Consider the following 12,550-nt stretch of genomic DNA (forward strand, 5'->3'; position numbering starts at 1 on the left):
GCGGTGCGATGCCGCCGGCGCCTCCCACACCACGACCTTTCCCGGATTGCCCCGATGCTCAAGATCGAAGACAGCCCAGCTGCGTCCAGCCTGCGCACGCCCGACTGGTACAAGACCGCCACGCGCTGGACCCAGCTCACATTCGTCGAGGACGATCCGCAGCGCTATGACCCCGCCTTCTGGGTCGATGTGTTCAAGCGCACTAAATCCAATGCCATCTGCCTGTCGGCCGGCGGCTATATCGCCTATTACCCCAGCGAAATCCCGCTGCACTATGTCTCCAAATTCATCGGCGATACCGATCCCTTCGGCACGCTGGTGGCCGAGGCGCGCAAGCTCGACATGCATGTCATGGCCCGCGTCGATCCCCACGCCATCCATGCCGATGCCGCCGAGGCGCATCCCGAATGGGTCTCGCTGACCGTGGACCGGCAGCCGCGCGAACACTGGGCCATGCCCGGCATTTTCGTCACCTGCGCCTATTCGAGCTACAATTTCGATTTCATGACCCAGGTCATCGTCGAGATCGCCGAAAAATACGATATCGACGCGCTGTTCGGTAATCGCTGGCAGGGGCATGGCGTCTGCTATTGCAAGGCCTGCGAGGACAATTTCCGCGCCGCCAGCGGGTATGACCTGCCCGAAACCAGCACCGCTTCGGACCCCGTCTGGCAGGCCTGGGCCGCCTGGCGCCGCACCACGCTGACCAAGCTCGTTGCCCATTGGGACAATGAGGTCAAAAAGGTGCGCCCGCATGCCAGCTTCATTCCCAATATGAGCGGCTCCTCGCTCATGGAATTCGACCTCTCGGTCATCAAGAAGCACTGCCCCATCCTGTTCGTCGATCACCAGGGCCGCCGCAATGTCGAGCCCGCCTGGTCGGCTGGCCGCAATGGCAAGCGCATCCGCGCCACCTTCCGCGATCGTCCGGTGGGCCTGATCACCTCGATCGGCCCCGAGGAAATCCCGCGCTGGAAGGATTCGGTGCAGACCGGCCCCGAAATCGAGCAATGGGTGCATGCCGGCATCACGCAGGGCCTGTTCCCCTGGTTCACCAAGTTCAATGCCTGCATCCCCGACGATCGCTGGGTGCAGCCCGTCGCCAATGCCTTCAACCTGCATGCCGAGGTCGAGCCGGTGATCGGCTCCATGCTGCCATCGGCCGAGATTGCCATCATCGATCCGGCAACCACATTGCGCCACTGGGACCCCGACAAGCGGCATCTGGCGGAGCTGAACGATCTGGGCTTCTACCACGCCCTGGTCGAGGCGAGGCTGCCCTTCGAATTCCTCTCCGACCAGATCATGAGTGCCGAGACGCTGAGCCGTTACAAGCTCGTCATCCTGGCCAATGCCACCTATCTGTCCGACGCCCAATGCCAGGCGTTGCGCGATTTCGTCGCCGCCGGCGGCAGTGTGGTTGCCGCCCACCAGACCTCGCTCCATGACGAGAAAGGTGCCGCCCGCGGCGATTTCGGCCTGGCCGATGTGTTTGGCGTCACCATGAAAAGCCCGCCGCGCAGCGGCGTGCGCAATTCCTATGTCGCCCTCAATGGTAGCCATCCCATCAACCAGGGCTATGACGGCGCCCAGCGCATTATCGGCGGCACCGAAGTCGTCGAGGTCGCGCCCATTGCCGAGATCGAGCAGCCCTTCCTCGCCATCCCCGATTTCCCCGACCTGCCGATGGAAGAAGTCTATCCGCGCCTGCCGCCGCAAGGCGTTGGCGTCGCCGCCCGCACCACCGAAGCCGGCGGGCGCGTGGTCTATATCCCCTGGAATATCGGGGAAGTGTTCTGGACCTATATGGCGCCCGATCAGGGGCGGCTGATCGCCAATGCCGTCAAATGGGCGCTGGGCAAGCGGCCCGAAATCGAGGTCACCGGCCGCGGTGTCTTCGATGTGGGCCTGCATAGCGACGACAAGGGCCGGGCGCTGTGCCTGCTCAACCTGACCAATCCGATGATGATGAAAGGCCCGCTGCGCGACACCTGGCCGGTCGGCCCGCTCACCGTCACCCTCGAAATCCCCCAGGGCAAAAGTGTCAAGTCCGCCCGCCTGCTGGTCAGCGGCCAGGCTGTGCCATTCGACATCGCCGATAATCGCGCCACGGTTAGCGTGCCCGATATCGAGACCATGGAGGTGGTCCATCTGAGCTGGGAATAGAGGGGCCCGGCTGAGATGAAACCACAGAATAGACGGTCCGACGCTCACCGCGCCGGGCCACCCGCAAAGCCGGAAGAGGAGCGGCAATGCTGAATTATATACTCAAGCGCCTAGTCTACATGATCCCGACCCTGTTCGGCATGTCGATCATTTCGTTCGCCATCATCCAACTGCCGCCGGGCGATTATCTCACCTCGCTGATGTCGACGCTTGCCGATGGCGGTGCGCCGATCGATGCGGCGACGGTGGAGCGCCTGCGCGGCCAATATGGGCTCGATCAGCCCATCTGGGTGCAATATGGCAAGTGGATGCTGGGCATCCTGACGCGCGGCGATTTCGGCTTTTCCTTTGAATGGAACCAGCCGGTTTCCGAGATCATCTGGTCGCGCATGGGGTCGACCCTGGCCATTTCCTTCGCCGCGCTGCTGCTGGTCTGGGGCGTGTCGCTGCCCATCGGTATCTATTCGGCCGTGCGCCGCAATTCACTGGGCGACCACGTCTTCACCTTCCTTGGTTTCATTGGCCTGGCCGTGCCCAATTTCATTCTGGCGCTGACGCTGATGTATGTCTCCTTCCGCGTCTTCGGCCAATCGGTGGGCGGTCTCTTCTCGCCCGAATATGTCGAAGCGCCCTGGAGCTGGGGGAAGCTGTGGGACCTCATCATGCATTTGTGGATTCCCATCCTGGTCATCGGCATGTCCGGCACGGCCTCGATGATCCGCATCCTGCGCGCCAATCTCACCGATGAGCTGTCCAAGCCCTATGTCACCACCGCCCGCGCCAAGGGCCTGCCCGAATACAAGGTGATCGTGAAATACCCGGTACGGATTGCGCTCAATCCGTTCATTTCGGCCATTGGCTGGGTGCTGCCCGAGCTGGTCTCCGGCGTCACCATCACCGCCATCGTCTTGAACCTGCCGACCGCCGGCCCGCTGCTGCTGCGAGCTCTCGTGGCGCAGGACATGTATCTGGCCGGCAGTTTCATCTTGCTGCTGAGCGTGCTGACCCTGGTGGGGATGCTCATTTCCGACATCCTGCTGGCGCTGCTCGATCCGCGCATCCGCTATAATTGAGGTGATGGAATGACCACGTCTCCCGCCCTCGACGCCAAGCTTGCCGAAGATGGCCCCGCCATTTCCGGCCTCAAGCCCGGCATGGACCCCATTTCCGATGCCGCTGCCGGGCAATGGACGCTGATCTGGCGCAAGTTTCTCGGCCAGAAGGTCGCCCTCTTCTGTGGCGGCATTATTTTGGCCCTTTATCTCATCGGCGCCTTTGCTGAATTCCTGGCCCCGGGTCTTCCAGACACCAGCCGCGCCCAATACACCTATGCCCCGCCGCAAAGCATTGGTCTGTTCACGCCCGATGGCCAATTCCAGCTGCATGTGAAGGGCTATACAATCGCCATCGACAAGGCCGCGCTGCGTCGCACCTTCGTGGTCGATGAGAATGTCATCGTCCCGGTCGGCCTGTTCGTTGAAGGTCCCGCCTACAAGTTCTGGGGCCTGTTCGAATCCAACCGGCACCTGATCGGCCCGCTCGATCCCAGCCAGACCATGTATCTGCTCGGCGCCGATCGCCTCGGCCGCGACCTGCTCAGCCGGCTGATCTATGGCACGCGCATTTCCATGTCGATCGGCCTCATCGGGGTCTGCATGTCGCTGTTTCTCGGCGTCGTACTCGGCTCCATCTCGGGCTATTTCGGCGGCTGGGTCGATACCGTTATTCAGCGCGTCATCGAAGTGGTCAGCGCCATGCCCACCATTCCGCTCTGGCTGGGACTGGCCGCCGCCATCCCGCTCACCTGGTCACCCATCAACGTCTATTTCGTCATCACCATCATCGTCTCGCTCTTGGGTTGGACCGGTCTGGCGCGCGAAGTCCGTGGCCGCTTTTTCTCCCTCCGCAACGAGGACTTCGTGACCGCCGCCAAGCTCGATGGCTCGTCGGAGCGCCGCGTCATCTTCCGCCACATCCTGCCCTCGCTGACCAGCCATATCCTGGCCGTGGTGACGCTGGCCGTGCCCTCAATGATCATTGCGGAAACCTCGCTCTCCTTCCTCGGCGTCGGCCTCAAGGCGCCCGTGGTCAGCTGGGGCGTGTTGCTGCAGGACGCGCAGAATATCCGCTCCATCTCGACCGCCCCCTGGCTGCTCATCTGGCCCAGCCTTGCCGTGGTGATCGCAGTACTGTCCTTCAACTTCTTCGGCGATGGCCTGCGCGATGCCGCCGATCCCTATGAGACCTGAGGAGCACACTATGGAACAGCCAGTCCTCAGCGTTGAAAACCTGTCGCTCGATTTTCACTTGCGCACCCATATCCTGCATGCCGTGCGCGATGTCAGTTTTGAGCTGCATCGTGGCCGCACCCTGGCTCTCGTGGGTGAAAGCGGCTCAGGCAAGTCGGTCACTGCCCGCTCGCTCATGCGCATTGTCGATCGGCCGGGCGTGATGCTCGGCGGCAAGATTATGCTGCGCACCCAGGGTCGCGAGGTCGATCTTGCGCAGCTGGCCGTCAACAGCTCGGAAGTCCGCGCGGTGCGCGGCGCCCGCATCGGCCTGATTTTTCAGGAGCCGATGTCCTCGCTCTCGCCGGTCCACACCATCGGTAGCCAGATCGATGAAGTGCTGCGGCTCCATGCCCGGCTCGATAAATCCGCCGCCCGCGCCCGCACCATCGAGCTGCTCGGCCAGGTCGAAATTCCCAATCCGGCCGAAATGGCGGACCGCTACACCTTCGAATTCTCCGGCGGCATGCGCCAGCGCGCCATGATCGCCATGGCCCTGGCCTGCAATCCCGATATCCTGATTGCCGACGAGCCGACCACCGCGCTCGATGTCACTACCCAGGCCGAAATTCTCGACCTCATAAAGCGCCTCCAGACCGAACGCGGCATGGCCATGCTGCTCATCACCCACGACATGGGCGTGGTGGCCGAAGTCGCCGACGATGTCGCCGTCATGCGCTTCGGCCGCATTGTGGAAACCGGCAGCGTCGACGACATCTTCCATGCGCCCCAGCACCCCTATACGCAGCGCCTTCTCGCTTCGACCCTCAAGCTCGAGCAACCCGCCGACGCCCGCGCCGAGGCGGTGGTCACCCCGCTACCCATTCTGACGGTCAAAGGCCTCACCAAGGTCTATGGCGGCTCCAAGGGTTTTCTCGGCACCAAGAAGTTCGCCCTCAAGGCGGTGGATGATGTGAGCCTGGTCCTCCACGCCGGCGAAAATCTCGGCGTGGTCGGGGAATCCGGCTCCGGCAAAACCACGCTGGGCCGTCTCATCCTGCGCGTTGTCGAACCCACCGCCGGCCAGGTGCTCTACCGCCAGAAGGACGGCACGGAGATCGACGTCACCGCGCTCTCAAAATCCGAGCTGCGCAAATTCCACGCCGATGTCCGCCTGATCTTCCAGGACCCCTTCGCCTCGCTCAACCCGCGCATGACCATCCGCCAGATCGTCGGCGACCCCCTGGTCGTCGACGGCCAGCTCAAGGGCAAACAGATCGAGGAGAAGGTTGCCGAGCTGCTCCGCCTCGTCGGTCTCTCGCCCGATGTCATGGAGCGCTATCCGCACGCCTTCTCCGGCGGCCAGCGCCAGCGCATCGGCATTGCCCGCGCCCTGGCGCTCGATCCGCGCATCATCATTGCCGATGAAGCGACCTCCGCGCTCGACGTGTCCACCCGCAGCCAGATCCTGGACCTGCTGCTCGAGATCCAGAGCCGGCTCGATCTTTCCTTCATCTTCATCTCGCACGACATCTCGGTCGTCCGCTATTTCTGCGACCGCGTCGCCGTCATGCATCGCGGCAAACTGGTCGAAGTCGGCCCCGCCGAAAAGATCTGTACCGCCCCCGACGCCGACTATACCCGCGCGCTGATTTCGGCCGTGCCCAATCCCGATCCGCGCCACAAGCGCATGTTGCACCGAACGCGCCTTTCCGCTCTCTCAACGCTAACAGTCCGCTAACCAAATGACACTTAATCAGCGTGCCGTGCTTACCGGTGCCGGCGCCATGAGCCGCAAATGGCTCGACGCCATCAAGACCATCGGCGGCGTCGATATCGTCGGCATTGTCGATATCAATCCGGCCAATGCCGAGGCCCGCGCCGCCGAGCAGAACATCAATCCCGAGATCGGCACCGACCTCAAGACGATGTTGGATAAGCTCGCCCCGGAGATCGTTCTCGACGTCGCCATTCCTGCCGTTCGCCACGGCATTGTCTCCACCGCCCTGGCCGCCGGCGCGCATGTGCTGTCGGAAAAGCCGATGGCGGAAACCCTTGATCAAGCACGCGATTTGGTCGCTCGCGCCGAAGCCGCCGGGCGTCTGCACGTCGTCATCCAGAACCGCCGCTACCTCGCCCAACTCCGCCGTATCCGCCGCCTCGTCGCCTCCGGCGCCATCGGGGATATCACCGGCGTGCATTGCGATTTCTTCCTCGATCCGCACTTCGGTGGCTTCCGCGAACAGATGGCGCATGTCCTCCTCCTCGACATGGCCGTCCACACTTTCGATGCCGCCCGCTTCGTCATCGATGATGCCGCGACCTCGGTCTATGCCGAGGAATGGAATCCCGCCGGTTCCTGGTATCAGCGCGACGCCTCGGCCTTCGCCAGCTTCCGATTTTCGCAAGGCGCCGTAATGACTTACCGTGGCTCCTGGGCCGCCCCAGGCTTCCGCACCAGCTGGGAAAGCGCCTGGCGCATCACCGGCACGATCGGCTCCATCCTGTGGGACGGCGCCGACAACATCCGCGCCGAACGCTCGCTGCTCCATGTCGCCGGAAAGCTGTTCCCCGACACGCAAGTCATTGAAATTCCTGCGCTAGATCCCGCCGACCGCATTGGCGGGCATCTCGGCGTCATCAGCGATTTCATCGCCGCCACCCGCGGCGGCCCGGAGCCGGAAACGGTGGGACGAGAAAATATCAAGAGCCTCGCCATGGTTCTCGGCGCCATCGACAGCCTTGGGCAGGGCAGGCGTGTCGAAATTACAATTTAGGAGATATTTCATGGCATTAGACCCCAAAGCCATTCGCATCGGCACCATGATCCGCGGCCACGAACCCGATCCCGTCGGCTATCTCGAAAAGATCCTGCCGCATGGCTTCGAGAGCATCGAACCCTATTTCTGGCAGACCGTGAACAAGGACCTCCCCGAACTCGCCAAGCGCCTCAAGGACGTCATCGGCGACCGCGATGTGACCATCTCGACCCTGGGCATGTTCGGTAACCCCTTGGAAGAACAACCAAAAGACATTGAGACCCTACGCGGTTGGGAAGCGCTAATCGACAATGCCCGCCATTTCGGCGCCACCTGCGTCGCCGGTTTTACCGGCCGCATCCGCAATCGCCCGCTGCCCGAAAGCCTGCCGCAGTTCAAGAAAGTCTGGACCGAACTGTCCAAGCGAGCCGCCGACAAGGGCGTCAGGATCGCCTTTGAAAATTGCGCGATGCGCGGCAATTGGGAAACCGGCGATTGGAACATTGCCCACAATCCCGACGCCTGGGAAATGATGTTCAACGAGGTGCCGGAAGACAATCTCGGGCTCGAATGGGAGCCTTGCCACCAGATAGTCTATCTCATTGATCCCATTCCGCAAATTCGCAAATGGGCGCATAAGTTTTTCCATGTGCACGGCAAGGACGCGACCATCCGCTGGGACGTCATCAAGTCGCAGGGCTATGGCGGCAAGGAGAAAGCCGTCTGGATGCGCACGCCGGGTTTCGGCGATACCAATTGGACCGACGTCATTTCCGAATTGCGCCTGGCCGGCTGGTCCGGCTCGATCGACATCGAAGGCTGGCACGATCCGGTCTATCGCGAAGAGCTGGAAATGGTGGGACAAGTGCACGCCCTGAACTATCTCAAGGCCTGCCGTGGCGGCGATTTCATCACCTATCCCGGGCCGCTCAAGGGAGCCTGATCCATGCCGCGCTTTTCAGCCAATCTTTCAATGCTTTACCCCGACCTGCCTTTCATGGACCGCTTCGCGGCAGCGGCCGCCGATGGGTTCAAGGCGGTGGAATATGTCGGCGCCTACGACCAGGATCCCGCAGCCTTGCGGCGCCTGCTCGACCAGCACGGCTTGGTGCAGGCGCTATTCAACCTGCCGGCGGGCGATTGGGCCGCGGGCGAACGCGGCATCGCTTGCCACCCCGACCGGGTCGAGGAATTCCGCCATGGCATCGCCAAAGCTATCGATTACGCCAAGGCAACCGGCTGCGAACAGGTCAATTGCCTCGCCGGCATCGCTCCGGCCGGGCATGATCGCGCCGCGCTCGAGCGCGTGCTAATCGACAATATCGCCTATGCCGCGCCGCTTCTGGCTGAGGCCGGGATCAAGCTGTTGCTCGAGCCGATCAATACCCGCGATATTCCGGGCTTTCTGATCAATTCCACCGATGATTATGAGCGGATCGCGGCGGCGGTCGGCGCCGACAATCTCTATCTGCAATATGACTTTTACCACATGCAGGTGGTGCAGGGAGACCTGCTGCCCAACTTTAGCCGACTGCAATCGCGCATTGCTCATGTCCAGGTGGCGGACAATCCGGGGCGCCATGAGCCGGGGACCGGCGAGATCAACTATTCCAACATTTTCGCGGCACTGGACGCAGCTGGCTATGCCGGTTGGGTCGGCGCCGAATACAAGCCGAAGGCCGCCACCAGTGCGGGCCTCGGCTGGTTTGCACCCTGGAGGGAACGGGCATGAAGATCGGTTTTATTGGGTTGGGCGTCATGGGACGCCCGATGGCAGGGCATCTGATTGCGGCCGGGCACGATGTCTTTCTGCATCGCGTCAAGAATGCGTCGCAGCCTCTGGTCGAGGCCGGCGGCAAGGCGCTGGGAACTGCCCGCGCCGTGGCCGAAGCGGCGGAAATCATCATTCTCATGCTGCCCGACACCCCGGACGTCGAGGCGGTCCTGTTCGGGCCAGATGGGGTTGCCGAGGGCTGCGCGCCCGGCAAGCTGGTCATCGACATGAGTTCGATTTCCCCCGGCGCCACCAAGGCCTTTGCTGCGCGGATCGCCGAGACCGGCGCATCCTATGCCGACGCACCCGTTTCGGGCGGCGAAGTGGGCGCCAAGGCTGCGTCTCTCACCATCATGGTGGGCAGTTCGGAGGCCGATTTCGCCCGGGCCAAGCCGCTGTTTGAGCTGATGGGCAAGAACATTACTCGCATCGGCGTGGTGGGCGACGGGCAAACCGCCAAGGTGACCAACCAGGTCATTGTCGGCCTCACCATCCAGGCGGTGGCCGAAGGGCTGGCCCTGGCGAAGGCGGCCGGCGCTGATGTGGCCAAGGTGCGCGAGGCGCTGATGGGCGGCTTTGCCGCGTCGCGCATCCTCGAGGTTCATGGCGAGCGCATGATCAAGCGCACCTTCGATCCCGGCTTCCGGATCCGCCTGCATCGTAAGGATATCGGGCTGGCGATGGAGGCAGCCAAGTCTCTCGAACTATACCTGCCCCATGCCGCCAGCCTGCAGCAATTGATGAACAAGGCCCTGGCCGATGGCTTGGGCGACAAGGACCATTCGGCCTTGATCAGCCTGCTGCAGGATTAGGCGGCTATTCCACGGCTGCCAAGGGCAGGCCGTTGGATTGCCAGGCCTCGATGCCGCCGCGATACCAGAAAGCGTTCCAGCCCAGAGCGCCGGCGCGCAGGGCGCCGTTATAGGATGAGCGGTCCTGCCGATCGCGGCCGAAGAAGATGACGGGCATCTTGGCGTCGGTGGCGGTTTCCTCCTTGAGCCAGCCATCGACGGCGCTTTGGAAACGGTCGGTCAGGCTGCCATCCTTGCCCGCATCGGTCACCGACAGCGCGCCGGGAATGGTTTCGGCCAGTCCACTGGTATCCACCAGCAACATCGGCGTGCCCTCGTTCAGCGCGGCGGCCAGGTCTTGCGTGGTCAGGATCTGGGCCTTGCTATGGCTGGCCGGGGTGGGTCCCTTGTAGGGCGCAGGAAACAGCACGCTGGTGACCGGCACGCCCAGATCGGCCAATTCGTCGGCCGAGGTGGCATTGCCCACCGATGCGGTGCTGGTCTTGGCGACATTGCCGGCGCTGCTGGTCGGCTGGGTCTGTGTCGCGCTGCCGGTGTCGCCGGTGCCCATCTCGATGTCGGAGATCATCAGGGCCAAGTGCTCGATCAAGTCGTAGCACATGGTGATGGTCCCCTCGCGGGGATCGTACCAGGCATTGAGCTCGCCACAATCCTTGTAGGTGACGGCGATTGGGCGGGGCAGGGCATAGTTCTTGGACAGGTTATCGGCAAAGCCGCGCAACCCGTCGCCAAACGTGGTGGCCAGGAAGGTGCCGATCTCGCTGTTGGATGGCTCAAAGGTCACTTCGACTTTGGCGCCGGGCGCATCGGCCGGCAATTGCCCTTCGGGGAACCAGGTGTCGACCCTGGTGTGCGGCGCCAGGATGGTGCGCCAGGCGCGGTTCTGCTTGGTGAATTCTTCCTCGCAGCGTCCCAGGGTGCGCTCGTCGAACTTGATCTGTTCGGCCATGTCGGTGAAGATTGCCGGATTGCCGCCATACATCACGCAGAACACGTTGCGGAACCGCTTGAGGTCGGGGGTATGCTCGTCCTGCCAGGGGGTTTCGCCGCCGCCCTGCTGCTGCGCCAGCATGCCGCTATAATACCATTGCAGGGCCGAATAGGTCGCCACTTCCCGGCCGATCGCGTTGATCCCCTCGTCTTCTGTCGGGTACATGGTGGGCTCGACCACCTTGAGCGCCGAGAAGATGTCGACCGAATCTTCTTCCGGGCCGGTGGAGGGGATCTGCAATTCCCCGATCAGCGCATGGCCGAATTCATGCATGAAAATGCTGTTGGTGAGGCCAAGGTACACCCCGATCAGGCGCGCTTCGTCATGGCCGAACATCGGCACGCCAGCGCCCACCGATGTCGTTCCGCCCGAAGAGGGTGTCCCGCTGGAAGCAGGCGTTCCGGCCGATGCCGCGCCGGCGCCTGAGGAGATGGTGAAGCCACCGACATAGAATTCGCCGCGTTCATAGGCCAGAATGCCGATATCGCCGCCGAGGGCGGGATCGTCCTGGAGCTGGGCGATGACCTGGCCATTGAGCCGGAATTCGCCAAAGCCGGGGCGCTCGACAAATTGCAGCACGTCCTTGCCGCCACCCTGGGCGGCGCCCGCAAGCCGGCCGACTTCACGTCCCTTGCCGTCGGCGCCAAAGCACAGCACCAGCCCATCGCGGGCGGCGGTGATTTCCCCGATGCAGGAGGCGCTGCCATCACTGCTCTCGATCAGGATGCCGGCTGCGGATTTGGTGAAGTTCGCAGCGTCCTCGCCCTGTGGCGGCAGGATGCCGATATCGAGGCTGGTGACGCGTTCGCCCGAGGTCAGCGGCCCGACCGGCATTTTATAGACCAGTTCGCTCGAAGCGGTCGCCGAATTGACCAGGACCAGCCAACTATCCTCGAAGAACAGCTCCCAGCCTTCCTTGTCATCGCTGCCATTGATGGTGTCGGCCAGCGGACCCATGATGGCGGCCATTTTATTGTCACCGCCACCTGAACTTTCCCCCGTGCTGCCACCGCCGCCGCTGGGCGCGGTGCCCGATCCCGAGCCGCCAGCGCTGGCGCCGCCCTTGGGTGGCAGGCCGGTGCCGCCCGAGCCGCCTTTGGGTGGCAGGCCCGCGCCGCTGCTGGCCTCGGGGCCGCTGATCTGGAAATCGGCCAGCCCGAAGGTGCCGCGTTCATAGGCCATAATGCCGATTTCGGCGCCAAGCGCTGTGGCATAGGTCACGTCACCGATCTGGGTGTCATTGATGAAGAAACGCGCGGCGCCGGGCACTTCGACCATGGTGATGATGTCGCTGCCATCCATGCGGGCGGCATTGGGTACCGAGGCGATGGACTTGAAATCGCCCTCGATGACGCAGAACAGATTGCCCTTGGCCTCGGCGGTGATCTCCATCAGGCAGACGTCATTATTGGTGGCGCTGCGGGCGAGCAGGCCAATGGCGGCTTCCGGAATCTGGGATTTTAGCGTGACATTGACGGTGATTTCTCGTCCGTCCGTGGGCGGCGGGCCGGCATTGATCGCCAGTGTCTGCTCGGAGCCTTCCAGCGTGTCATTGCGCAGGACGAACCAGCCGCCTTCTTCCCCGGCCTGCCAGCCTTTCACCAATTGCTGATCCACCGCGCCGGCAAGCGGGCCGAGTACATCCTGCGCCCACACTTGCGTGGCCGAACCGAGCGCCACTAGTCCCAGCGCCAATACCAAGGATTTGCAATTCATTTCAGGTTTCCAGAAGAGACGGTTCCCGGCAGCCACAGCGGTTTATAGCCATCTTTGACCATCATGCCTGCCAAGACTCTGTCAAGCGGCAGAGCATGCTCGAA

9 protein-coding genes are annotated in these 12,550 nt (G+C 63.0%); 8 read left to right on the forward strand and 1 reads right to left on the reverse strand.

All coding sequences use genetic code 11. The features are described from left to right. Positions 1-54 precede the first annotated feature (54 nt). The 8 genes from ACI3KW_RS13595 to ACI3KW_RS13630 all read left to right on the forward strand — a co-directional run bounded on the left by ACI3KW_RS13595 (position 55) and on the right by ACI3KW_RS13630 (position 9,739). Complete coding sequence (locus tag ACI3KW_RS13595; protein WP_404848521.1) at positions 55-2,166, forward strand: family 10 glycosylhydrolase; 2,112 nt, start codon at positions 55-57, stop codon at positions 2,164-2,166. A gap of 86 nt (positions 2,167-2,252) precedes the next feature. Next, entirely contained in the window at positions 2,253-3,239 is a 987-nt protein-coding gene (locus tag ACI3KW_RS13600; protein ID WP_113122491.1) for an ABC transporter permease, read from the forward strand. A 9-nt stretch (positions 3,240-3,248) separates the two neighbouring features. Beyond that, positions 3,249-4,415: an ABC transporter permease gene (locus ACI3KW_RS13605; protein ID WP_404848522.1), complete on the forward strand. Its 1,167-nt coding sequence runs from the start codon at positions 3,249-3,251 to the stop codon at positions 4,413-4,415. Between the two features lie 10 nt (positions 4,416-4,425). After that, positions 4,426-6,135: an ABC transporter ATP-binding protein gene (locus ACI3KW_RS13610; RefSeq protein ID WP_404848523.1), complete on the forward strand. Its 1,710-nt coding sequence runs from the start codon at positions 4,426-4,428 to the stop codon at positions 6,133-6,135. Positions 6,136-6,139: 4 nt separating this feature from the next. After that, positions 6,140-7,171: a Gfo/Idh/MocA family protein gene (locus tag ACI3KW_RS13615; protein ID WP_404848524.1), complete on the forward strand. Its 1,032-nt coding sequence runs from the start codon at positions 6,140-6,142 to the stop codon at positions 7,169-7,171. A gap of 10 nt (positions 7,172-7,181) precedes the next feature. Further along, positions 7,182-8,096 (forward strand): sugar phosphate isomerase/epimerase family protein, encoded by a 915-nt coding sequence (locus tag ACI3KW_RS13620; RefSeq protein ID WP_404848525.1) that lies wholly within the window; start codon positions 7,182-7,184, stop codon positions 8,094-8,096. A gap of 3 nt (positions 8,097-8,099) precedes the next feature. Continuing rightward, the gene (hyi, locus tag ACI3KW_RS13625) at positions 8,100-8,885 is read left to right on the forward strand and encodes a hydroxypyruvate isomerase (protein WP_404848526.1); all 786 of its coding nucleotides are present in this window, start codon (positions 8,100-8,102) and stop codon (positions 8,883-8,885) included. Next, positions 8,882-9,739: a 2-hydroxy-3-oxopropionate reductase gene (locus ACI3KW_RS13630; RefSeq protein WP_404848527.1), complete on the forward strand. Its 858-nt coding sequence runs from the start codon at positions 8,882-8,884 to the stop codon at positions 9,737-9,739. The genes hyi and ACI3KW_RS13630 overlap by 4 nt, the downstream gene beginning before the upstream one ends. A gap of 4 nt (positions 9,740-9,743) precedes the next feature. On the opposite strand, the gene ACI3KW_RS13635 is transcribed toward ACI3KW_RS13630, so the two are convergent. After that, positions 9,744-12,446, reverse strand: a complete 2,703-nt coding sequence (locus ACI3KW_RS13635) for a DUF4344 domain-containing metallopeptidase (protein WP_404848528.1) — start codon at positions 12,444-12,446, stop codon at positions 9,744-9,746. Positions 12,447-12,550 lie beyond the last annotated feature (104 nt).

The sequence above is a fragment of the Devosia sp. ZW T5_3 genome (genome assembly GCF_044987315.1).
Taxonomy (GTDB): Bacteria; Pseudomonadota; Alphaproteobacteria; order Rhizobiales; family Devosiaceae; genus Devosia.

What these genes read in the sequence shown, in the direction of transcription:
- ACI3KW_RS13595 (WP_404848521.1), top strand. Translation starts at nt 55, where the DNA reads ATGCTCAAGATCGAAGACAGCCCAGCTGCGTCCAGCCTGCGCACGCCC.
- ACI3KW_RS13600 (WP_113122491.1), top strand. Translation starts at nt 2,253, where the DNA reads ATGCTGAATTATATACTCAAGCGCCTAGTCTACATGATCCCGACCCTG.
- ACI3KW_RS13605 (WP_404848522.1), top strand. Translation starts at nt 3,249, where the DNA reads ATGACCACGTCTCCCGCCCTCGACGCCAAGCTTGCCGAAGATGGCCCC.
- ACI3KW_RS13610 (WP_404848523.1), top strand. Translation starts at nt 4,426, where the DNA reads ATGGAACAGCCAGTCCTCAGCGTTGAAAACCTGTCGCTCGATTTTCAC.
- ACI3KW_RS13615 (WP_404848524.1), top strand. Translation starts at nt 6,140, where the DNA reads ATGACACTTAATCAGCGTGCCGTGCTTACCGGTGCCGGCGCCATGAGC.
- ACI3KW_RS13620 (WP_404848525.1), top strand. Translation starts at nt 7,182, where the DNA reads ATGGCATTAGACCCCAAAGCCATTCGCATCGGCACCATGATCCGCGGC.
- hyi (WP_404848526.1), top strand. Translation starts at nt 8,100, where the DNA reads ATGCCGCGCTTTTCAGCCAATCTTTCAATGCTTTACCCCGACCTGCCT.
- ACI3KW_RS13630 (WP_404848527.1), top strand. Translation starts at nt 8,882, where the DNA reads ATGAAGATCGGTTTTATTGGGTTGGGCGTCATGGGACGCCCGATGGCA.
- ACI3KW_RS13635 (WP_404848528.1), bottom strand. Translation starts at nt 12,446, where the DNA reads ATGAATTGCAAATCCTTGGTATTGGCGCTGGGACTAGTGGCGCTCGGT.